Below are 20,463 nucleotides of genomic sequence, written 5' to 3'. Positions count from 1 at the left end.
GCCTTGACCGCAGCGACCACCGTCTACGCCCGCTTCCGCGAGACCGCCCTCTACCGCGGCGAGGCCGGCTTCCTCAACGTGCTGCCCGAGACGGCCGAGATCTACGGCATCGCGGCCGGGGAGATCTCGTATCGCGTGATGCTGGAGCGGGTCGAGCGCTGGCGCGCGGCGTTCGCGAGCCGCGGTTACGGTGAAGGCCATCGGGTCGGGCTGCTGCTGCAGAACCGGCCGCTGTTCGTCGAGCTGTGGTTCGCGCTGAACGCGCTCGGTGTGTCCGTGGTGCCGATCAACCCGGATCTGCGGGTCAGCGAGCTCGAATACATCATCGCGCATTCCGAGATGAATGCTGCCTTCGTGCTCGCCAGGCGGCGCGACGAGGTCGAGACGGCGGCGCGCCAGGCCGGCCGGCCGATTCCGGTCGCGACCGACGGCGGCGAGATCCCGGCCCCGTTCGGTGGCGCGCGGCCGGCGAACGCCGGCGACGGTGCGAGCGAATGCGCGCTGCTCTATACGTCGGGGACGACGGGCCAGCCCAAGGGCTGCGTGCTGACCAACACCTATTTCCTGTATTCTGGAGACTGGTATCGCGACGTCGGCGGCTTGATCGATCTCGGCGGTGATAGCGTGCGTATGATCACGCCGCTGCCTTTGTTCCACATGAATGCGATGGCGGTGTCGCTGATGGCGATGCTGACGGTCGGCGGCAGCCTGACGATGCTCGATCGCTTCCATCCGCGCAGCTGGTGGCAATCGGTGCGCGACAGCCGCGCGACCTGCCTGCATTATCTCGGCGTCATGCCTTCGATGCTGATGAGCGCGCCGCCGACCAATGATGATCGTGCGCACAGCGTGCGGTTCGGCTTCGGCGCCGGCGTCGACAGGCTGCTGCATGCGCCGTTCGAGGAGCGCTTCGGCTTCCCGCTGCTCGAGGCCTGGGCGATGACCGAGACCGGAAGCGGCGGCGTGATCGCCGCCAATGCCGAGCCGCGCAAGGTCGGCACCAGCTGTTTCGGCCGTCCGGCGCCGGAGGTCGAGGTCCGGATCGTCGGCGACGACGGCCGCGATGCGGCGGCGGGAATGCCGGGCGAGCTGTTGGTGCGGCACGCGGGGGATGATCCCCGTTTCGGCTTCTTCAGGGAATACCTGAAGAACCCGGAGGCCACCGCCGAAGCCTGGAAGGACGGCTGGCTGCATACCGGCGACATCGTGTCGCGCGATGCCGATGGCGATCTGCATTTCGTCGATCGCAAGAAGAACGTGATCCGCCGCTCCGGCGAGAACATCGCCGCGGTCGAGGTCGAGTCCGTGCTCAACCGCCATGGCGCGATCCGCCAGGCCGCGGTCGCAGCGACGCCCGATCAAGTGCGCGGCGACGAGGTCGCGGCGGTCATCATCGCCGAGCAGCCGGGCGCGGACCGCGCGCTCGCCGAGGACATCGTGCGCTGGAGCCTCGAGCAGATGGCCTATTACAAGGCGCCGGGCTGGATCGCGTTCGTCGATCGGCTTCCGCTGACCGCGACCGAGAAGATCCAGCGCGGCGGATTGAAGGATTTCGTCGCGAGACTAATGCGCGACGGCGCCTTCTTCGATCTGCGCGACCTCAAGCGGCGGCAGGAGTGATCATGAGCCAGACCCGCACCACACTCATCACCGGCGGCAATTCCGGCATCGGCGAGGCGTTGGCGAAGCAGCTCGTCGGCGAGGGACAGCGGGTTATCTCGGTCGGCCTGGAGAAGCCAGACTGGACCAACGAGCTGCTCACCGCCTATCGCGCCGATTTGACCGACATCGCGGAGACGCGGGCCATTGCCGAGGAGATCTGCCGCGACCATGCGATCGATCGCCTCGTGCACAATGCCGGAATCATCCTGCCGAACCTCTTGGCCGATGCGAAGCCGGAAGACATCCTGACGCTGGCGCAGCTGCATCTCGGCGCGCCGATGCTGCTGACCCAGGCCGCGATGGAAGGGATGCGGTCGCGACGGTTCGGGCGGATCGTGTTCGTGAGCTCGCGCGCCGCGATGGGCGCGGCCACGCGCTCGGCCTATTCCGCGACCAAGGCCGGCGTGCACGGCATGGCGCGGACGTGGGCGCTGGAGCTGGCGTCGAGCGGGATCACGGTCAACGTGGTCGCACCGGGTCCGATCCTGACCGACAATTTCTGGGGCATCGTCCCGAAGGGCTCCGAGCAGCAGGAGAAGATGGCGCGCAACGTTCCGGTCGGGCGGCTCGGCTCGCGTGAGGACGTCGCGCACGCGATCCGCTTCTTCCTCGACGAGCGCTCGGACTTCGTGACCGGGCAGGTACTCTACGTCTGCGGCGGCACCAGCCTGGCCGGCCTCAGTCCCTGATCGCGGCGATCAGATCTGGTTTTGGCGGATGTTCTCGACCATCTTGGCCAGCACCCGGGCGCACACCTCGATCTCGTCGGGATCGATGCCCACCGTCAGCCGGTCGTAATTTTTTTCCATGATCGGCCAGATCTTGCGCAGCAGCGCCTCACCCTCCGCGGTCAGTCCGACGACGCGGCGACGCTGGTCTTCTTCTGCGATCTCGCGCTTGACGAGACCCGATGACACCATCGACTCGATCATGCGGCTCGCGGTCGACTGCTCGGTGACGGCCAAAACGGCGATCTCGTTGACGGTCAGGGTCTTGTAGATGAACAGCACCGACAGCGTCCGGAACACGACGTTGTTGATGTTGTGCTCGCTGAGATCGCGGTTCTGATCCAGGTTCCAGCGATTGGCGAGCCGGTTGAAGAGATAGGGAATGTAGCTTTGCAGCTGGTCCCGTGTCCGCGGTGGACCGGATTTCCATCTGCTCCTGGAGTCTTTGGCCATTATGTCCTGCGACCCTGCTTCTTGCTTTCGCTGCCGAGTTTCGAGGCGAGGGACCGCAGCACCGACAGTGCGGTCTCCAGCTCCCGGGCGGGAATACTTTCGAGCCGTTCGCTGAGATGCCGCTTGTGCACGTCGGCCGCCTTCCTGAACAGGGCTTCGCCTTTCGGCGTCAGGCGCACGATGAACGACCGGCGGTCCTCGCTCGACATCTCCTTGCTGATCAGGTCGTCAGCCACCAGGCGCTGCACCAGGCCGGAGACGTTGCCGCCGGACACTTTCAGGTTCTGCGACAACTGTCCGAGCGCGAGGCCCTCCCGGTAGCGGTCGAGCTGCGCCAGCACGTCGAACTTGGCCAGCGACAACCCGAATTCCGAGCTCAGCATCGAATTCAGCGACGCAAACAGCTCGCCGTGCAGCGACAGCAGTTGCAGCCACAGCCGGGTTTCAATCTGGCCGTATGCGGGGGCGGTGCTCTCCTTGAGTGCTGCCGGCATCACGCAAAACTCTTGATGGTCCGGATCACGCCGTCGAGCTCGTTGCCGGCGGCATCCTTCAGCGCGGCTTCCCTCAGCCGGCGCGCCCAGTCGGCGGCATCCTCGCGCGGCGCGACCAGCTTGATCGCGGCCAGCGTCCTGTCGAATTTCGACAGGCCGCGGCTGTGGGTGTCGGAATAGCCTTTGACGAGGCGTCGGCACTGCAGGATCTCGACGCCCAACTGATAGTTGGTTCGGACGGCCTCGGTCGCGGCCGTGAGCCATTCGTCGCGATGCGCCGTCTCGATGGCGTGACGCAGCGAGCGGCGGCGCATGCCGCGAAGTCCGCCGACGGCATAGAGCGCGAGGAACCAGGGCAGCGAGTAGGTCCGGATCCGGCGTCCCTTGTTGACTCGGCGATCGAGCCAACCGAGCAGGCGCGGCCTCGCTTCAAGCCAGCGGCCGAGGCCCACCGGGAGCATGCCCATCACCTCTTCCATGCGGGGATGCATGAACTCGGTGGTCTGGAGCACCTGACCCTCGGATAGTTCGAGCTCGCCTTCGATCCGCGCGCGGCGGCCCGATCTGGTCTTGAGATCGGCAACGCGGATGACGTCGTCATAGGTCATGGCGTTGGCGAGATATTTTGCGGCGATCTCGCTGAAGGCAAAGTTGCGCTCGGCGCCGCCGGCGCTGCGATCAGCAGCGTGAAGCTTGCCGAGGATATCGAGATATTCGCCGCCATAGGCGACGTCCTGGAAATCGACGACCTTCTTCAGCCCGGCGCGGCCCATCGCCTGCACGGCCGCGGGCAACTCCTGCGTCAGCCGGGCGGCGAGGCCGGCAAGATGGGGATCCAGCGCAGCCGGAGCGGGGGCGGTGTCGGGCGCCTTCGATTTCAAAGGCGGCGTCGGCTCCGGGGATTTCGACTGCACGCGGTCGAACGCAGCCTCGAACGCGCGGACGCTGGCCTGTGCGCCCTTGTCGCCGGCGCGGATCACGTCGAGATAGCTCTCGCGGCCAAAACTCAGCACGCCGGCGCCTGCGAGCGCGCCGAACATCGCGGCCGAGATCACGCTGCCGTTGGCGATCGCCAGCGCGTTCATGTCGAAGATGATCTCGGTCTTGGCGGCGACCCCGATGGCGCCGGTCACCGCGCCCTGGTCGGCGATGCCGTTGCCCGGTGCGATCTTCTCGCCGATCGCGAATGTCCGGTGATTGGATGCGATCAGCGTGGTGCGGTCCGGCGTCACCAGGCCGCGCAGGATCGAGCGGCCGGCTTCCATGAATTCCGCCGCCATCACCACGTCGACGTCGCCCGGCGTCGGCATCAGCGACAGGATAGGCTTGCGGCCGTCGAGCGGCGGCATCGCCTCGATATAGTAGATCGTGGCGCCGGTGCGCTGGGCGACGCCGGGCACCGAGGTCGACTGCGCAACCCAGCCATGGTTCTCGGCGAGCTGGACGATCCAGTCGGTGAGCACGCCGCCGCCCTGGCCACCCATCGCGACGATCGCGATCGAGATCGGCCGCTCGGTCGCATCACCTGCGGCGGGCAGCGCCAGTTTGACCGTTTCGTCTCTCATGCCAGAGCTCTCACGCCAGAGCCTCGAGGGCCGGACGCCGGCGATCGCGCCGCCGCTGCAGCCAGCCGATGACGGCCATGGCGACCTTGGACTTGAACTTGTCCCAGCCGGTCGGATTGTGAATGACGTCCGCGCGGTAGAACGAGGGACACAGCACCGCCGCGTCCGCGACCTCGCCGCAATTGCCGCACCCGACGCAGGAATTGTCGATCGCCGCGACGGGATCGTCGCGCAGGGGATCGTCGAGCTGCTTGACCGAGAGCGACGGGCAGCCGGAGAGGCGGATGCAGGCGTGGTCGCCGGTGCAGACGTCCTCGTCGACGCCGAAGCGCTCCTTGACGGTGCGTACGCCGTCCTTGATCGCCTTGCTGATCTGCGGCTTCACCCGGCGCTGCTTGTTCAGCATGCATTCGGAGGACGCGACGATGACCTTGGGGCCTTGCTCCTTGGTCGTCAGCGCCTCCTTCAGCGTGTCGCGCATCCGGCCGACATCGTAGGTGCGGTCGATCTGCCGGACCCATTGCCCGCCGATGCCCTTCACGGCCTGCACGATCGAGTTGTTGGTGTTGCGCCGCTTGCTGATCGCGCGCGACGACAGGATGTCCTGACCGCCGGTCGCCGAGGTGTAGTAATTGTCGACGATGACGAACACGCCGTCATGCTTGTTGAACACGGCGTTGCCGATGCCGCTGGTCAGGCCGTTGTGCCAGAAGCCGCCGTCACCCATCACGGCGATCGAGCGCTTGTCGGCCTTGACGTTGAAGGCCGAGGTCGAGGCCGGGCCGAGGCCAAAGCCCATGGTGGTCGCCCCGATGTTGAAGGGCGGCAGGATCGAGAACAAGTGACAGCCGATGTCGGCGGAGACATGGTGCTCGCCGAGCTCGCTTTCGACCAGCTTCATGGCGGCGAAGATCGGCCGCTCCGGACAGCCGGTGCAGAGCCCGGGCGGCCGCGCCGGCACGACGTGCTTCAGCTTCTCGACCTCGGGCTGGCCCAGCACGGAGCTTGCGTCCGGCGCCGGCGGCCGGTTGCCGAGCAGCCGCGGTTCGGTTTTCTCGATGAATTCTCTGATGCCACCGAGCAGCACCTGCGCGGTGTAGTCGCCGCCCATCGGCAGCACGTCCTTGCCGTGGACACGCGCCTGGATATCCCTGCGGCGCAGCACGGTGTTGATCGCCTGCTCCAGATATTCCGGTTGGCCTTCCTCGACGATCAGGACGGCGTCCTTGTCGAGGCAGAATTCGGCGACCTCGGTGTCGATCACGGGGTAGGTGACGTTCATGACGTAAAGCGGAACCTGCGTGTTGCCGTAGGCATCCGACAGCCCGAGATATTGCAGCGCGCGGATGACGTTGTTGTACATCCCGCCCTGCATGATGATGCCGACCTTGCCCTGCTTCGGCCCCATCCATTCATTCAGCCTGTTGTCGCGGACGAAGTTGATCGCTGCAGGCATCCGCGTCCTGATCTTCTCCTGCTCATGCTCGTAGGCCGCCGGCGGCAGCACGATGCGGCCGACGTCGCGCTTCGGATTGTTCAGGGCGTCCTTGATGGTGTGGGCGGGCCTGACATTGTCCTTGCAGGCAAAGCTGCCGTGCATGTGGCAGGCGCGGACGCGCACCTCCAGCATCACAGGGGTGTTGGAGACCTCCGAGAGCTCGAAGCCCTTCTCGATCAGATTGACGATGCATTCATGATCGGGGCGCGGATCGAGCAGCCAGATCTGCGATTTCATCGCAAAGGCATGGGTGCGCTCCTGCATGATCGAGGAGCCTTCGCCGTAATCCTCGCCGACGATGATCATGGTGCCGCCGGTGACGCCGCCGGAGGCGAGATTGGCCAACGCGTCGGAGGCAACGTTGGTGCCGACGGTCGACTTCCACGCCACCGCGCCGCGCAGCGGATACATCACCGAAGCCGAAAGCATCGCCGCCGCCGCCGCTTCATTGGCGGAACTCTGGAACACGACGCCGAGATCGTCGAGCACGTCCTTCGCGTCGGCCAGCACGTCCATCAGATGCGAGATCGGCGAGCCCTGATAGCCGCCGACATAAGAGACACCGGATTGCAGAAGTGCCTTGGTGATGGCGAGGATGCCTTCGCCGCGGAAGGTGTCGCCGTCGCCGAGCCGGAGATCCTCGACCTCGCGAGCAAAAGACCGTTCAGCCATTGCACCCTCCAGAAATATGCTATAGCATACGTTTACATGTAAAGTAAGTCAAACGCTGTGCCCGCCATGGGCTTTGCTCCAGGCGACGATTATGAGCCGGCGACAGGGTAGGGCCAATGCTGAAGCTGCCGCGCTTTCGAGCCGCCGCCGTCCAGGCTTCTCCTGTCTTTCTCGACGCTGCCGCGACCGTCGACAAGGCTGCCTCACTGGTGCGTGAGGCCGCGGCGAACGGTGCACGGCTGGTCGCGTTCCCCGAAGTCTTCGTGCCCGGCTATCCCTACTGGAACTGGATCACCGATCCCGTCACCGGAAGCGCCTGGTTCGAGAAGCTCGTCAAGGCGTCGGTGCTGGTGCCGGGCCCCGAGATCGACGTCGTACGCAAGGCGGCGCGCGATAGCGGGTGCTACGTCGTCCTCGGCGTCAATGAGCGCAGTCCGGTGTCGCTCGGCGCAATCTACAACACGCTGGTCTTCATCGGCCCGGACGGAACGCTGCTCGGCAAGCACGGCAAGCTGGTGCCGACCTGGGCAGAGAAGCTGACCTGGACCGGCGGCGACGGCTCGAGCCTGCGCGTCTACGACACCGAGATCGGGCGTCTCGGCGGGCTCGCCTGCGGCGAGAACACCAACACGCTCGCGCGCTTCGCGCTGCTCGGGCAGGGCGAGCTGGTTCACGTCGCAAGCTACATCTCGCTTCCCGTCGCGCCGCCGGACTACGACATGGCGGAGGCGATCAAGCTGCGCGCCATCGCCCATTCCTTCGAGGGAAAGATCTTCACGATCGTTTCCTGCTCGACCGTCTCCGAGGAGATCATCGCAGCGATGGAGACCGTCGTGCACGATGCGCGGGCGCGCCTGCAGCGTAAGTCGAGCGCATTCTCCGGCGTGATCGGACCCGATGGCCGCGTCGTCGGCGCGCCGCTGATCGACGATGAAGGCGTCGTCTATGCCGATATCGACCTCGAGCGCTGCATTCAGCCGAAGCAGATGCACGACATCGTCGGGCATTATAACCGGTTCGACATCTTCGATCTGCGGGTCAATCGCCGGCCGCTGGCACCGCTCGGCCTTTCGGACGACGAACGCCTAGCGGCCGACGTCGCGGAGCAGGTGAGCTTCGTCTCAATCCCAGGCAGGACGGAATGATGGGACTTGAAGCGCGATCCCTCATCACCGTCGTTCTGGCGAAGGCCAGGACGACAGTCGTGGACGCGGCGACAGGACTGCATGAGACTGAGATAAGACCTGGAGGACAGGATGGGCGAGAACGTCATCGGCCGGGCCAATGTCGAGGATACCCCGGAGCTCAAGGCCTACTACAGGGATCTCGAGAAGTTCGAGGCCGGCGCGCTGTGGACGGTCGCCAACAAGATCGAGCCGTGGCAGCCGCAGTCGGCGTCCGTTCCTGTGCTCTGGCGCTACAGCGATCTGCGTGAGCACGTGCTGCGCTCCGTGGAGCTGGTTTCGCCGGAGAAGGCGGGACGGCGGGTAATCTATCTCAGCAATCCCGGTCGCCGCGACGTGTCGGCCGCGGTCGGCTGGCTCTATTCGGGTTTGCAGGTGATGCACCCGGGCGAAGTGGCCTCCGCCCACGCGCACTCGGCCTCGGCGCTCCGCTTCATCATGGAAGGCGAGGGCGCCTATACCATCGTCGACGGCCACAAGATGACGCTCGGCGCGCGTGATTTCGTGCTGACGCCGAACGGCACCTGGCACGAGCATGGCGTCGAGGCAGACGGCTCGGTGTGCATCTGGCAGGACGGGCTCGACATTCCGCTGGTCAACGCGCTGGAGGCCAATTTCTTCGTCGTGCACCCGAAAATACAGCAGGAGGATTCCCGCTATCCCGTCGACGATATGACCAGGACCTGGGGCAATCCGGGTCTGCGGCCGGCGGATTCGCGATGGGCGAACGGCTATTCGCCGATGTTCAAATATGAGTGGGAGCCGACCTACGAATCCCTGCAGAAATACGCCGCCGCCACCGACGGATCGCCCTATGACGGCATCCTGATGAACTATGTCAATCCGGTCACCGGCGGCCATGTGATGCAGACCATCGGCGCGAGCATGCAGCTGCTGCGGCCGGGCGAGAGAACCAAATCGCACCGCCACACCGGAAGCTTCGTCTACCAGGTCGCCAAAGGACATGGCTATTCCGTGATCGGCGGCAAGCGGTTCGAATGGCGGGAGCGCGACATCTTCTGCGTTCCCTCCTGGGCCTGGCATGAGCACGGCAACGCGTCCGAAAGTGAAGACGCCTGCCTGTTTTGCTTCAACGATCTCCCCGTCATCGAAGGGCTCGGCCTCTACCGGGAAGAAGCCTATGGCGACAATGCCGGCCATCAGCCGGTCGCGGCCTGACATTATTTCGCAGAACCCAACCCAAAAGCGGATCGAGCTTTCATGCGCCTTGTCACCTACACTTTGGGCTCAAGCGGCGCCCGTCTTGGAGCCCTCGTCAATGGACTGGTCGTCGATGTCGAGCACCTTGGTGCGTCCAGCGGTGTAACATGGCCGAGTGATATGCTGTCGTTCATCGACAACAGCGTGACCCTACTGCCTGCGCTCAGCGATGCACTGGAGGACGCCAATGGCCGATTCCCGGCCGGCTCGGCGGTTGCGGTCGAGGACGTAAAGCTGCAAGCGCCGATCCCGCGCCCGCGCAAGAACATCTTCGGCATCGGGCTGAACTATCGCGCGCATGTAGCGGAATCCGCCAGGAGCCTCGATACCGACAAGGATCTGCCCAAGCAGCCGGTCGTGTTCTCCAAGCCGCCGACCTCGGTGATCGGGCCGGGCGCCGCGATCCAGCACAATGCCAGGATGACCCGGCAACTCGACTGGGAGGTCGAACTCGCCGTCATTATCGGCAAGACCGCGACCCGCATCCCGGTCGAGAAGGCGATGGATCATGTCTTCGGCTACTCCGTGATGATCGACATTTCCGCGCGCGACAATCGCCGTGCCGGGCAGTGGATCTTCTCCAAGGGCATGGACACCTACGCGCCCTTCGGCCCCTGCATCGTGACCGCGGATGAGATTCCTGATCCGCATGATCTCAGGCTCTGGCTGACCAAGAACGGCGTCATGAAGCAGGACTCCAACACCAAATACATGATCTTCGACATTCCGGCTTTGATCGCCGACATCTCGTCCGGCATGACCCTCGAGCCCGGCGACATCATCGCGACCGGGACGCCCGAAGGCGTCGGCGCCGGGATGAGCCCGCAGGAATGGCTGTGGCCCGGTGACGTCGTCGAGGCCGGCGTCGATGGCGTCGGCGTCATCCGGCACCCGGTCGTCGCGATCTGATGACGTCGTTCTCGTTCGATCGCGAGCTGAGGTTCGGCGACTGCGATCCGTCGGGGATCGCCTATTTCCCGTCCTACCTCAACATCCTCAACGGCGTGGTCGAGGAGTTCTGGTCGACCATCGGGTTCTGCTGGCCGGAGCTGATCACGATCCGCAAGATCGGCACCCCGACGGTGCATCTGACCTGCGACTTCTCGCGGCCGTCGAAGTTCGGCGACCGCCTGACATTCGGCCTGCGCATCGTCAAGATCGGCCGTGCGTCGCTGCATTTGTCACACGTGATCGAGGGCGCAGATGGCCTGCGCTGGCGCGCCCGCCAGATACTCGCGGCGACGTCGCTGGTCGATCATCATGCGATTCCGTGGCCCGACGACGTCCGCGCGGCGCTCATGTCGCATCTGCAAGCCGGCGAGGAGGCGACGGCATCATGATCTCGCTGTTCCTGACGTTCTCCGATCCGACGGGCGTACGGCGAATTGAACCGGATGATGTTACGGCTGCGGCTGCCATGGTCGGGTCGATTCCGGAGATGGCCGAGGGCCTGCTGTTTACGCCTCTGGAGCAATCGGTCGATCATCCCTACAAGGCCGACGGGGCCGGGCCGGTTTTTGCGCTCCTGCTGCGCTTTCCGAACCTGTTTGCGTGCGAGGCCGCGATCGATCGCGGCGGTGTGCTCGCTACTCTTGCGGCAGGTCGCGGGTTGCCGAGCCTTGCCGGATTGGACGTGACGCATCAGGCGATGGTGACGCGCGCTTTTCCGGTCGACGACGCCACGCATGCGAGCGGCACGGTCACGCCGTGCAGCTACCTCGTGCACTATCCCGGGCCGGCCGACGACATGAATGCCTGGAACTTGCACTACCTAGAGCATCATCCGACGATCATGCGGAGCTTCCCGGACGTGCGCCAGATCGAGATCTACACGCGCATCGATTGGGTCGACCGGCTGCCGTCGCAGCGGGTCGAGTACATGCAGCGCAACAGGCTGATGTTCGACAGCCCGCAGGCCCTTGCGCGCGCACTGGGCTCCGACGTGATCAAGCGCATGCGCGCCGACTTCGTCCAGTTTCCGCCGTTCGCCGGCGGCAACAAGCATTTCCCGATGCTGACAAGGGTGGTACGGCCCATAGCATGATGGCATCAAGGCTGGTTGCGAGCCGCGCTGGAGATGCGCTCTTTGACTTAGGCCGTGAACCATAAATCTGCCAACGCACGGCTTGCCAAAGTCCGCTATGCCTCGATAGCGACCAAATTCTGCAGCGCAGCTAAATGACGCGAAGGGCCACAAGCAGACCATACACCTACGCCTGCCTATAGCATTGGTGCATTCGTTAATTTCCAGCGGAAGGCCTCTTGCGAGTCGCGAGTGAATCGAGGAACGCTGCAATCATGCTGGCAAGCTCCTTTTTTGCATCTTCGTCGCTCTCGGCGCGTTGCCGCAAGCGCCCGAGCTGAGCATTGAACATAATCCATTTTCGGCGAGCCTCCCCCGGAGGCATGTGATTGAGCGCAATGTTCAACGCCTTCGGATCATGCTCCTTGAGGAACGCGATGTCGCCCTCAAGGCCATCCTTCCAAGCATCGTTATCTGCTTTAGTGCGAAGCCCTAGCTTTAATTGCCTTCTGTAGCGCTTCATGAATTAACTCGCGGCAGGTCAGCCAGCCCTCATTAAGTTGTAGCGAACACTTTCGGCAACCTCTGACTTGCCGAATGCTAAATTTTAGATGAAGCGAGGCGACTTCCGCATTGGGTCATTCGCGACTGGGGCGAGCCGGCGGCGGGTCCGGTCACGTCCGCTGCGCCGCCGAAAGCGGAAGTCAATTCAGAGCATTAGCGACATGGTGACGGGGGCGAAAGTGGCGAGAATCGGAAATTGCAGTAGCTCGCGCCGCCGGCCAATGTCTGCGTTCTTTCCAGGCGGATGCCGCGCGTCGCATAGGCGTCGAAGTCAAGCCCGCAAATGTTCGGCAGGATTTCCTTGTCTCCATGGCGAGCCGCGAATTTGCAAAAGCCGCAAGCCCTGTAATTGATGCCGAATTCAAACTCGTCGCCCGGGCCCGGTTCGACGAAATCGTAGACGAAATCTTCCGGAAACTCCTTCTGGTGGCTTTCCGCCGCGCTTTCTATCGCCTGTTCGCGCAGCAAGGCCTGATTCTCGGGCGACATGAATTGACGCCCTGAGGCAAGGCGCTCCGCCTCGGGCTCCCCGAGCAATTGCGCCTTGTAGGTTTCCCGTTCGATTTCGCCGATCACGGAAAGCGGCACGCCGTGCCGCCGCAGCACCGGCTGATGGCCATGAAGCCCGTGAGACGCATGAAAAAATCGGTCATACGACTTGCCGCGCCTCCGACATAGGGCATTTGGGCGAGCACGATCTGGAATTCGTTCATCACCTCCTGTCGAATTCGATCGATCTCGGTGAGATGCGCGCGCTCGCGCAACATCGCTTCGGCAAGCTCGAGGCGGTGGCGCATGGCGGCCTCCATTGCGCCGCGATGCGACTCGTAAAACGGATGGATCGTCTCAATCATTGGACACCTGACACGGTTGGATCGTTGTGACGTCGAGGAAGCTGGTTTTATTCGGCGGCGATCGCCTCGATCTCCAGCAACCATTTGCTGTCCACGGTCTCGGCGATCACGACCGTCATCGCGGGCTGATGCTCGCCGAGCATCTTGCGACGAATGGTGCGGTTGGGCACGAGCTGATCCCGGCCGGTCAGGAACGTGGTGACCTTGACCAGATGCTCGACGCGAAGGCCTGCGGCGGCGAGCACCTCCATGACGTTGCGCCAGGCCTGCTCGCATTGGGCCTCAAAGCCCTCGGGCACGGTGCCGTCTGATCTCTCGGGCACCTGGCCGCTGATGAAGAGCAGGCGGCGGTGTTGGGTCAGTTCAAGTCCCATGCAGTACCCGCCGGCGGGAGGGTGGACCGTTGCGGGATTGTGGCTGACGATGTGAGCTGAGGGCATAGCGCGTCTCCGGTTTGCGGCGTGACCGTATCCGGCGGTGTCGCCGCGGGGCAAAGCATGTTTGCTGCGGTTCAGCGCAAGAAAATCTATTGCAAGGCCACCGCCTGTCGGTGTCAAACTGCCGCGCGATGACCTACGCCCTTCCACCCCTCAACGCGCTCCGCGCCTTCGAGGCCGCCGCGCGGCACCTCAGCTTCAAACTGGCCGCGCACGAGCTGCACGTGACGCCTGCCGCCGTGGGGCAGCAGGTGAAAGCGCTGGAGGCGCGCCTCGGCGTGCAGTTGTTCGAGCGGTTGCACAAGCAGCTGATCCTGACCGCGGCCGGGCAGGCCTATTTGCCCGGGGTCTCCGAAGGCTTTCGCCATATCGCAGACGCGACCTCGCAATTGAAACCGGCAGGTGCGGTGCCGCTGCAATTGGGGGTCCATGGCAGCTTCGACCTGCGCCGCCTCAAATTGGCGGAGTTTCGCGGCGCGCATCTGGACATCGGTTTGCAGGTGCTGCAGCCCGCCGGCTTGCACGAGTTGGCCGAGGGCAAGGTCGACCTGCTGATCGCCCGCGGCCTTGGCCACCATCCGGGCCATCGCTGCGACCGGCTCAACGAGGGATCCGGTTTGGGTGATTGGCTGATTGCGCCTGAAGGCACCGCAGATTGTCCCGAGATCGTCAGCTTCCGCGAATGGCTGCGCGCCGTGCTGGTCGAGAACCCGCTCGCGAACCGCCGCCCTCGTCTGGTCGGATAGCGGACCTGCGCTGCGATGATGGCATTACACCCCTGATTTGCCCGACGTGTCAAGGCGATTTCGTAAAAAGCGAAATCGCGCCCTCGGCACCCGCCGGCGACTGTGCATGGGGTTGTTTTCGATATTTTGGTGTCAGTGCCCGCCGAGATAGGCGGTGATCAGCCGGGGATCGTGGATCAGGTCCTTGGCGGGGCCGGACTGCACGATCTCGCCGGTCTCCAGCACGTAGCCATAGTCGGCGGTCTCGAGCGCGGCACGGGCGTTCTGCTCGACCAGCAGGATCGACACGCCGAGGTCGCGGAGCGAGGCGATGGTGCGGAAGATTTCGCGCACGATCAGCGGCGCGAGGCCGAGACTGGGCTCATCGAGCATCAGCAGCGCGGGCTTTGCCATCAGCGCGCGCCCCAGCGCCAGCATCTGGCGCTCGCCGCCGGACAGCGTGCCGGCGGCCTGGCGTTGCCGCTCCTTCAGGCGGGGAAAGCGATCATAGACCTCGTCGAGCGTCTTCTGCACGCCGGAGCGGTCGCGCAGGCTGTAGGAGCCGAGCAGGAGGTTGTCGGCAACCGACATGTCGGAGAACAGCTCGCGCTTCTCCGGAACCAGGCAGAGCCTGCGCTCGACGCGATCCTCGACCGACATCTTCCGGATGTCGCTGCCGCGGAACACCATGCTGCCGCGCGATGCGAGCAGGCCGATCGCGGCCATCAGCAGCGTGGTCTTGCCGGCGCCGTTCGGGCCGATCACGGTAACGATTTGTCCCTCGTCGACCGACAGCGAGACGTTGCGAACGGCTTCGACGTTGTCGTAGCAGACGGTGACGTCGGTCATGGACAACATCTGGCTCACGCGACGCCTCCGAGATAGGCCTCTTGTACCCGCTCGTCGCTGCGGATCGCGCTCGGGACGCCCTCGCAGAGCTTGGAGCCGAAATCGAGCACCACGATGCGGTCGACCAGCGACATCACGAACTCCATGTCGTGCTCGACGATCAGGATGGTCAGGTGATCCGCCCGCAGCGAGCGGAGCAACTCCGCCAGTCGCAACTTTTCCTGGCGGCGCAGGCCGGCCGCCGGCTCGTCCAGCACCAGCAGCGCGGGATCGGCGGCGAGCGCGCGCGCGATCTCCAGGATGCGCTGGTTGCCGAGCGGAAGATTGCCCGCGAGCTCGAATGGCTTGTCGCCGAGCCCGACGCGCTCGAGCTGCAGCAGCGCCTCGTGGCGGGCGCTGGCTTCCTCTCGCCGATTGAGGCGAAACGCGCCGGCGAACAGGCCGCTGCTGGTGCGACCGTAGGTGCCGAGCGTGACGTTCTCCAGCAGGCTCATGCGCGGCCGCAGCTTGACATGCTGGAAGGTCCGGGCGACGCCCGCCTTGGCGATGCGGGATTGCGGATCGCGCACGATCGAGCGTCCGGCGAAGACGATCTCACCCTTGCTGACCCGCAGTGCGCCGGTCAGGCAGTTGAACATCGTGCTCTTGCCGGCGCCGTTCGGGCCGATCACGGCCAGGATTTCACCTGATCTCACCTCGAAGCTGACATTGTTGACCGCGATGAGACCGCCGAACCTTCGCTCGGCGCCGTCGACCTTCAGCAGCAGCTCGCCCGGTGCGGGCTGCGGACGGCGTGGCAGCGGCGGCGCCGGCTCTGGCCGCTCGCGCCTGATCTTCGGCAGATAGCGCGCAATCGAGGGCACGATGCCCTGCCGCGCCCATTGCAGGAACAGGATGAACAGCGCGGAGAAGGCGACGATCTCGAGCTGGCCGGAGGCACCCTTGGCGATCAGCGGCAGATAATCCTGCACGCTGTTCTTGAGCAGGGTGACGATAGCGGCGCCGACGACCCCGCCGAGCAGGCTGCCGGCGCCGCCGACCATCGTCATCATCAGATATTCGATGCCCATGCTGGCATCGAACGGGCCCGGGCTGATGAAGCGGCTCATATGCGCGTAGAGCCATCCGGAGAGCGCGGCCAGGAACGCGGCGATCACGAAGGTCACGAGCTTGATGCGGAAGGCGTTGATGCCGAGGCTCTCGACCAGCGTATTGCCGCCGCGCAGCGCCCGCATGGCGCGGCCGAGCCGCGAGTCCAGCAGATTGTAGCCGAGCAGGAGCGCGAGGGCGACGATGCCCCAGATCAGGTAGTAGATTTGCGCGCTGGAGACGAGCGCCAATGAACCAACGCTGATCGGCGGGATCGACGAGATGCCGTTGAAGCGGCCGAGTCCCTCCACATTGCCGAACAGGAAGCCGATCGCAAGGCCCCATGCAACGGTCGAGAGCGAGAGAAAATGGCCCTGCAGGCGCAGGGTGACGACGCCGAGGATCGCCGCGACGCCGCAGGTCAGCGCCACCCCGAACAGCAGGCCGAGCCAGGGCGATTGCCCGTTGAGGGCAGAGACCCACGCGGTCGCATAGGCTGCGATGCCGACGAACGCGGCCTGCCCGAACGACACGATGCCGCCGACGCCGGTGAGGAGCGCAAGGCCGATGGCGACCAGCGAATAGATCCCGATGTAGTTCATCAGCGTGACGCTGAACGGGCTCAGCACGAATGGCGCGAGCGCGAGGCACGCCAGTGCTGCTGCTGCTGCGAGCTGCACATGAAGGCGCGTCATTCCTCGATCTCCTCCTCGGAATGCAGCGAGGCGAGGGATCGCCAGATCAGGATAGGGATCAGCAGCGAGAACACGATGACGTCCTTCAGGGCACTGCTCTGGAACGAGGCGAAGCTCTCGAGGATGCCGACCCCGACCGCGCCGATCGCGGCGCCGGGATAGCTGGTCATGCCGCCGACGATGGCGCCGACAAACGCCTTGAGGCCGATCAAGAATCCGGAATCGTAGAACACGGTATTGACAGGCGCGATCAGGATTCCGGAGACGCCGGCCATCAGCGAGCCCAGCAGATAGGCGATGGTGCCGGCGCGCGCCGGCCGGATCCCCATCAATCGCGAGCCGGTCCGGTTCACCGCGGTGGCGCGGAGCGATTTGCCGACCAGCGTGAAGTCGAAGAACAGATAGAGCAGGCCGCTGAAGACGAGCGCTGCGAGCACGATCAGCATGGTCTGCCCCGAGATCAGCACGCCGGCGAACTCCGTCGAGAACGATGTCAGCGGCTCGGTCCGGACCCCTTCGGGGCCGAAGAACAAGAGGCCAAGGCCGACCAGCGCGAAATGCAGCGCCACGGAGACCGTCAGCAGCAGCAGCACCGTGCCGTCGGCGATCGGGCGGAAGACGATCCGGTCGAGCAGAGGGGCGATCGGCGTGATCAGCATCAACGCGAGCACGAGCCGCACGGCGAGCGGCGGGTCGATGCGCATCGTGAGCCAGGCGATGCCGACGACCGCCAATGGAAGCACGAGATAGAACAGCAGCGCGCGCGGCAACAGGCGAAGCTCGCCGCTCCGAACGAGCGAGATGATCTCGATCAGGGTCGCAAGGCACGCCAACGCCACGACCAGCGCGCCGGTGCCCGGAAAGCGCTTGGCATCGAGCGCTGCAAGCGTCAGCGCGGTGAACGCAGCGATGTCGCCGAACGGGATGAAGATCACCCGCGTCACCGTGAAGATGAGCACGGTTCCGATCGCCACCAGCGCGTAGACCGCGCCGGTGGCTATCCCGTCGATCGCAAGGATGGCCGCGATGTCGCTCGTCATTGAGGCGCCGTTCCCCCGTTCCGACCGCCGGCCATCTTCCGCTTATGGCGCGTACTTCCAGGCGCCGCCGGTCAGGCGGACCACCACCAGCGAGCGCTCGTCGACGCCGGTGACCGCACCGGGCCTGAAGTTGTAGACGGCGTGCACGCCGGGCAGTTCCTTGGTGCTGAGGATGGCGTCGCGCAGCGCGGTGCGGAATTCGGGCGTGCCGGGCTTGGCGGTCTTCAGCGCGCGCTCGGCGGCGTTGGCAAAGATCAGCCAGGCATCGAAGGAGTAGGCGGAGAACCCGTCGGTGGTCGGAATGTTATGGGTCTTCTGGTAGACCGCGCGGAAGTCGAGCGCGATTTTCTTGGCGAAGTGCTCGTCCGGAAGCTGCTCGGCCACGATCACCGGGCCGGCGGAGACCTGGATGCCCTCGGCGGCCTTGCCACCGACAGTGACGAAGTCCGGATTGACCAGCGCCACGGTGCCGTAGGTATTGCCCTTGAAGCCGCGCTCGGAGAGCGTGATGAGCGGCAGCGCGCCTTGCGTGCCGGAGCCGCCGATCAGCACTGCGTCGGGACGTGCGGCCATGACCTTGAGGATCTGCGCGGTCACCGAGGTGTCGGTGCGGGCATAGCGTTCGTTGGTCTGGATCTTGATGTCGTCGGCGGGCTCGGCGGCCTTGGCTCCGTTGTAGACGAGGTCGCCCCACGCATCGGAGAAGCCGATATAGCCGATGTTCTTCATGCCGTCGCGCTTCATCCGGTCGGCGACGATCTTGACCAGCAGCGACGCCGGCTGCGGCACGGCGACGATCCATTGCTCCGGCGAGTCCGGTAGCTTGCCGACCGGCGAGATCGAGATCATCGGCACCTTCAATTCGCTGGCGACGGCGGCCATGGCGATGGTCGAGGGGGTCGTCGCGGTGCCGATCAGCAAATCGACCTTCTCTTCTTCCACGAGCTTGCGGGCGTTGCGCGTTGCGGCCGACGGATCGGAGCCGTCGTCGAGCTGGATCAGGCGTATGGTCTCGCCGTTGATGGTCTTCTTGTATTCGTAGGCAGCATTGACGCCGCGCCCGTAGGGGATGCCGATCGATGCGCCGTTGCCGCTCAGCGAGGTGACAAAGCCGATCGTGATGTCGGCCTGCGCAGCCGATGCTGCGAAGACGCCGGCGACAAGTGCGAGTAGGCCCAGGGTCTTCTGCCGCATTTGCGTTGTCCTCCAATGATGCTGGATACGAATGTCCGGAAGCCCGGCAGGGAGCCCGGGCTGCGAACGAACCGACTGAAGGTATTGCTGCAGCGCCAGACGCCGGGCGCGGCGAGGGGAAGTTCGCTTGGCCGGGGCGTCACCGGCCATGGCGAGGCGTGCCGCTCGAACAGCGGGAGGGGCGGTCGCAACCGGCGTGCATCTGTCGAAACGAAAGGAGGCGAATGCCGGAGCCGCGACGCGCGACCGGCGATGCTGCTGCCGGCCATTGCGGCCCGACGGTTGTCCACGCGATTGAGTTTCTCAAAATCGGTGCCCTGCAACATCATCGTTTTGGCCACCGGCGGTGGCCGATGGTTGATTATTTAAAGCCTAAAGTATCCTCGGTAGCGTCGTCAACACGTGTCGCGGGACTGTCAGAAAAAAATGTTGCTGCATACAATTTTGTCAGCGCGCGCCATTTCCTTCACTTCTTCCTCTCGGAAAATCGGCCTTCTCGTCGCGATGGAGAGGTGCTCTTGGCGGGCCTTGTCGTGCGCATTTGACGGGTTAATTAGTTTATGATTGAAATATCTCCGTCGGCGGGCCGACGGCCGATGCTCCCATCACCGTTTGAGGAGAAGGGCGATGCGCATCTACTGGCAGAGTTTCGTCGATGCGAGCGTGAACGCGCCCTACATGGCGCGGCTGTCGGAGTACCTCAACACGATCGCCGCGCCCGGCACGACGGTTCAGGTCGAGGGCATTTCGCCGCCGGATCGGGAGTTCGGCCGGCTCGCCGAATTGCGCTGCGCGGTTCAGGCGATCGACAACGGCATCGCTGCCGAAGAAAACGGGTTCGACGCCTTCGTGATGGGCCATTTCCAGGATCCCAGTCTTTATGAACTCCGCGCGACGCTCGACATTCCCGTGATCGGGACCGGCGAGGCGACGCTGCTCGCGGCCTCGCAACTCGGCCGGCGCCTCGGCCTCGTGACGCTCGATCCGGCGTTCGAGGTCTGGCACTACGAGCAGGCTGAACGTTACGGCCTCCGTGATCGCATCGTCCACGTGACCGGCCTCGGCTGCAAGCCGGAGGATTTCGCAAGCGCATTCGCCGGTGATCAGGCGGCGCACGCGCGGATGATCGAGGATTTCCTGGCCTGCGCCCTGCCGCTGGTCGAGCGCGGCGCCGACGTGGTGATCCCCGCCGGTGTGCTGCCGGGCCTTTTGATCGGGCGCGAGCACGGCCTGAAGGTTGGACACGCGCCCGTCGTGAACTGCGCTGCAGTGGCGTTGAAGAGCGCCGAGATGTGGGTGCAACTCCGGCGGCTCAACGGCACCGAGCCAAGCCGCGGACCGAGCTTCAAGCGTGCCAGCGGCATGGCGCGCGACGATTTCCGGGCGATGCTCGCGCGCAACAAACGTTAGCGCCCGAACAGCCGACCAGCTCTGGAGAGCCAGACGTGACGAGACCCGAGAACGTGACCCTGTTTGAATACGACTCGTGGCAGTATCGATATGAAGCTGACGGTGA

General features: G+C 64.8%; 20 protein-coding genes and 1 pseudogene. 10 read left to right on the top strand and 11 right to left on the bottom strand.

Features of this window, described 5'->3' with window-relative positions; translation table 11 throughout:
* Nucleotides 1-3 precede the first annotated feature (3 nt).
* Both AKN83_RS04835 and AKN83_RS04830 read left to right on the top strand, forming a co-directional pair.
* On the top strand, nt 4-1,620 hold the full coding sequence (locus AKN83_RS04835; protein WP_050400229.1) for an ATP-dependent acyl-CoA ligase: 1,617 nt from the start codon (nt 4-6) through the stop codon (nt 1,618-1,620).
* A 2-nt stretch (nt 1,621-1,622) separates the two neighbouring features.
* Complete coding sequence (locus AKN83_RS04830; protein ID WP_050400232.1) at nt 1,623-2,351, top strand: SDR family NAD(P)-dependent oxidoreductase; 729 nt, start codon at nt 1,623-1,625, stop codon at nt 2,349-2,351.
* Nucleotides 2,352-2,360: 9 nt separating this feature from the next.
* On the opposite strand, the gene AKN83_RS04825 is transcribed toward AKN83_RS04830, so the two are convergent.
* Genes AKN83_RS04825 through AKN83_RS04810 form a run of 4 tightly spaced genes read right to left on the bottom strand, consistent with a single transcriptional unit; the run spans nt 2,361 to nt 7,072 of the window.
* Nucleotides 2,361-2,843: a MarR family winged helix-turn-helix transcriptional regulator gene (locus AKN83_RS04825; RefSeq protein WP_050400233.1), complete on the bottom strand. Its 483-nt coding sequence runs from the start codon at nt 2,841-2,843 to the stop codon at nt 2,361-2,363.
* On the bottom strand, nt 2,843-3,337 hold the full coding sequence (locus AKN83_RS04820) for a MarR family winged helix-turn-helix transcriptional regulator (RefSeq protein ID WP_050400234.1): 495 nt from the start codon (nt 3,335-3,337) through the stop codon (nt 2,843-2,845). The genes AKN83_RS04825 and AKN83_RS04820 overlap by 1 nt, the downstream gene beginning before the upstream one ends.
* A complete protein-coding gene (locus AKN83_RS04815; RefSeq protein WP_050400235.1) occupies nt 3,337-4,902 on the bottom strand; it encodes an indolepyruvate oxidoreductase subunit beta family protein in 1,566 nt (521 codons plus the stop codon). The genes AKN83_RS04820 and AKN83_RS04815 overlap by 1 nt, the downstream gene beginning before the upstream one ends.
* Nucleotides 4,903-4,912: 10 nt before the next feature.
* The gene (locus AKN83_RS04810) at nt 4,913-7,072 is read right to left on the bottom strand and encodes a thiamine pyrophosphate-dependent enzyme (protein ID WP_050400237.1); all 2,160 of its coding nucleotides are present in this window, start codon (nt 7,070-7,072) and stop codon (nt 4,913-4,915) included.
* A gap of 116 nt (nt 7,073-7,188) precedes the next feature.
* On the opposite strand from AKN83_RS04810, the gene AKN83_RS04805 reads away from it, so the two are divergent.
* The 5 genes from AKN83_RS04805 (at nt 7,189) to AKN83_RS04785 (ending at nt 11,521) form a co-directional block, all read left to right on the top strand.
* A complete protein-coding gene (locus AKN83_RS04805; protein WP_050400238.1) occupies nt 7,189-8,217 on the top strand; it encodes a carbon-nitrogen hydrolase family protein in 1,029 nt (342 codons plus the stop codon).
* Between the two features lie 111 nt (nt 8,218-8,328).
* A complete protein-coding gene (locus tag AKN83_RS04800) occupies nt 8,329-9,435 on the top strand; it encodes a cupin domain-containing protein (RefSeq protein ID WP_050400240.1) in 1,107 nt (368 codons plus the stop codon).
* Between the two features lie 42 nt (nt 9,436-9,477).
* Entirely contained in the window at nt 9,478-10,386 is a 909-nt protein-coding gene (locus tag AKN83_RS04795) for a fumarylacetoacetate hydrolase family protein (protein ID WP_050400242.1), read from the top strand.
* A complete protein-coding gene (locus tag AKN83_RS04790) occupies nt 10,386-10,817 on the top strand; it encodes an acyl-CoA thioesterase (RefSeq protein WP_050400243.1) in 432 nt (143 codons plus the stop codon). The genes AKN83_RS04795 and AKN83_RS04790 overlap by 1 nt, the downstream gene beginning before the upstream one ends.
* On the top strand, nt 10,814-11,521 hold the full coding sequence (locus AKN83_RS04785; RefSeq protein ID WP_050400244.1) for a hypothetical protein: 708 nt from the start codon (nt 10,814-10,816) through the stop codon (nt 11,519-11,521). Before AKN83_RS04790 ends, AKN83_RS04785 begins: the two co-directional genes overlap by 4 nt.
* Nucleotides 11,522-11,717: 196 nt before the next feature.
* On the opposite strand, the gene AKN83_RS04780 is transcribed toward AKN83_RS04785, so the two are convergent.
* The 3 genes and pseudogenes from AKN83_RS04780 to AKN83_RS04770 form a co-directional block, all read right to left on the bottom strand.
* Nucleotides 11,718-12,023, bottom strand: a complete 306-nt coding sequence (locus tag AKN83_RS04780; protein ID WP_050400245.1) for a hypothetical protein — start codon at nt 12,021-12,023, stop codon at nt 11,718-11,720.
* A gap of 194 nt (nt 12,024-12,217) precedes the next feature.
* Nucleotides 12,218-12,918, bottom strand: a pseudogene (locus AKN83_RS04775) (L-2-amino-thiazoline-4-carboxylic acid hydrolase).
* Between the two features lie 47 nt (nt 12,919-12,965).
* Nucleotides 12,966-13,358: a RidA family protein gene (locus AKN83_RS04770; protein ID WP_050400246.1), complete on the bottom strand. Its 393-nt coding sequence runs from the start codon at nt 13,356-13,358 to the stop codon at nt 12,966-12,968.
* 128 nt (nt 13,359-13,486) lie between these two features.
* Between AKN83_RS04770 and AKN83_RS04765 the strand changes: the two genes are divergently transcribed.
* Nucleotides 13,487-14,101: a LysR family transcriptional regulator gene (locus AKN83_RS04765; protein WP_050400297.1), complete on the top strand. Its 615-nt coding sequence runs from the start codon at nt 13,487-13,489 to the stop codon at nt 14,099-14,101.
* Nucleotides 14,102-14,233: 132 nt separating this feature from the next.
* Here AKN83_RS04765 and AKN83_RS04760 read toward each other — a convergent pair whose 3' ends face one another.
* From AKN83_RS04760 to AKN83_RS04745, 4 genes are read right to left on the bottom strand one after another with little or no spacing between them, the layout of a single operon-like run.
* Nucleotides 14,234-14,947 carry an ABC transporter ATP-binding protein gene (locus AKN83_RS04760; RefSeq protein WP_050400247.1) on the bottom strand — a complete coding sequence of 238 codons (714 nt, stop codon included), beginning with the start codon at nt 14,945-14,947 and terminating at the stop codon, nt 14,234-14,236.
* A complete protein-coding gene (locus AKN83_RS04755; protein WP_050400248.1) occupies nt 14,944-16,713 on the bottom strand; it encodes a branched-chain amino acid ABC transporter ATP-binding protein/permease in 1,770 nt (589 codons plus the stop codon). The genes AKN83_RS04760 and AKN83_RS04755 overlap by 4 nt, the downstream gene beginning before the upstream one ends.
* On the bottom strand, nt 16,710-17,753 hold the full coding sequence (locus tag AKN83_RS04750) for a branched-chain amino acid ABC transporter permease (RefSeq protein ID WP_050400249.1): 1,044 nt from the start codon (nt 17,751-17,753) through the stop codon (nt 16,710-16,712). Before AKN83_RS04750 ends, AKN83_RS04755 begins: the two co-directional genes overlap by 4 nt.
* A 42-nt stretch (nt 17,754-17,795) precedes the next feature.
* The gene (locus AKN83_RS04745; RefSeq protein ID WP_050400251.1) at nt 17,796-18,947 is read right to left on the bottom strand and encodes an ABC transporter substrate-binding protein; all 1,152 of its coding nucleotides are present in this window, start codon (nt 18,945-18,947) and stop codon (nt 17,796-17,798) included.
* Nucleotides 18,948-19,171: 224 nt separating this feature from the next.
* On the opposite strand from AKN83_RS04745, the gene AKN83_RS39455 reads away from it, so the two are divergent.
* Together AKN83_RS39455 and AKN83_RS04740 are read left to right on the top strand one after the other, a co-directional pair.
* Nucleotides 19,172-19,492, top strand: coding sequence for a hypothetical protein (locus AKN83_RS39455; RefSeq protein ID WP_157113209.1), 321 nt, complete (start codon nt 19,172-19,174; stop codon nt 19,490-19,492).
* An 82-nt stretch (nt 19,493-19,574) separates the two neighbouring features.
* Nucleotides 19,575-20,357, top strand: coding sequence for an aspartate/glutamate racemase family protein (locus tag AKN83_RS04740; protein WP_050400252.1), 783 nt, complete (start codon nt 19,575-19,577; stop codon nt 20,355-20,357).
* The last annotated feature ends 106 nt before the right edge of the window (nt 20,358-20,463 follow it).

Origin of the sequence: Bradyrhizobium embrapense (assembly GCF_001189235.2) — a bacterium.
Taxonomy (GTDB): domain Bacteria; phylum Pseudomonadota; class Alphaproteobacteria; order Rhizobiales; family Xanthobacteraceae; genus Bradyrhizobium; species Bradyrhizobium embrapense.
This window is presented reverse-complemented; position numbering and strand designations above follow the sequence as displayed.

Excerpts from the sequence above, each read along its gene's own strand:
- AKN83_RS04810 (WP_050400237.1), bottom strand. The coding sequence starts at position 7,072 with ATGGCTGAACGGTCTTTTGCTCGCGAGGTCGAGGATCTCCGGCTCGGC.
- AKN83_RS04780 (WP_050400245.1), bottom strand. The coding sequence starts at position 12,023 with ATGAAGCGCTACAGAAGGCAATTAAAGCTAGGGCTTCGCACTAAAGCA.
- AKN83_RS04800 (WP_050400240.1), top strand. The coding sequence starts at position 8,329 with ATGGGCGAGAACGTCATCGGCCGGGCCAATGTCGAGGATACCCCGGAG.
- AKN83_RS04815 (WP_050400235.1), bottom strand. The coding sequence starts at position 4,902 with ATGAGAGACGAAACGGTCAAACTGGCGCTGCCCGCCGCAGGTGATGCG.
- AKN83_RS39455 (WP_157113209.1), top strand. The coding sequence starts at position 19,172 with ATGCCGGAGCCGCGACGCGCGACCGGCGATGCTGCTGCCGGCCATTGC.
- AKN83_RS04755 (WP_050400248.1), bottom strand. The coding sequence starts at position 16,713 with ATGACGCGCCTTCATGTGCAGCTCGCAGCAGCAGCAGCACTGGCGTGC.
- AKN83_RS04805 (WP_050400238.1), top strand. The coding sequence starts at position 7,189 with ATGCTGAAGCTGCCGCGCTTTCGAGCCGCCGCCGTCCAGGCTTCTCCT.
- AKN83_RS04765 (WP_050400297.1), top strand. The coding sequence starts at position 13,487 with ATGACCTACGCCCTTCCACCCCTCAACGCGCTCCGCGCCTTCGAGGCC.
- AKN83_RS04750 (WP_050400249.1), bottom strand. The coding sequence starts at position 17,753 with ATGACGAGCGACATCGCGGCCATCCTTGCGATCGACGGGATAGCCACC.
- AKN83_RS04770 (WP_050400246.1), bottom strand. The coding sequence starts at position 13,358 with ATGCCCTCAGCTCACATCGTCAGCCACAATCCCGCAACGGTCCACCCT.
- AKN83_RS04820 (WP_050400234.1), bottom strand. The coding sequence starts at position 3,337 with ATGCCGGCAGCACTCAAGGAGAGCACCGCCCCCGCATACGGCCAGATT.
- AKN83_RS04790 (WP_050400243.1), top strand. The coding sequence starts at position 10,386 with ATGACGTCGTTCTCGTTCGATCGCGAGCTGAGGTTCGGCGACTGCGAT.
- AKN83_RS04825 (WP_050400233.1), bottom strand. The coding sequence starts at position 2,843 with ATGGCCAAAGACTCCAGGAGCAGATGGAAATCCGGTCCACCGCGGACA.
- AKN83_RS04795 (WP_050400242.1), top strand. The coding sequence starts at position 9,478 with ATGCGCCTTGTCACCTACACTTTGGGCTCAAGCGGCGCCCGTCTTGGA.
- AKN83_RS04740 (WP_050400252.1), top strand. The coding sequence starts at position 19,575 with ATGCGCATCTACTGGCAGAGTTTCGTCGATGCGAGCGTGAACGCGCCC.
- AKN83_RS04785 (WP_050400244.1), top strand. The coding sequence starts at position 10,814 with ATGATCTCGCTGTTCCTGACGTTCTCCGATCCGACGGGCGTACGGCGA.
- AKN83_RS04745 (WP_050400251.1), bottom strand. The coding sequence starts at position 18,947 with ATGCGGCAGAAGACCCTGGGCCTACTCGCACTTGTCGCCGGCGTCTTC.
- AKN83_RS04830 (WP_050400232.1), top strand. The coding sequence starts at position 1,623 with ATGAGCCAGACCCGCACCACACTCATCACCGGCGGCAATTCCGGCATC.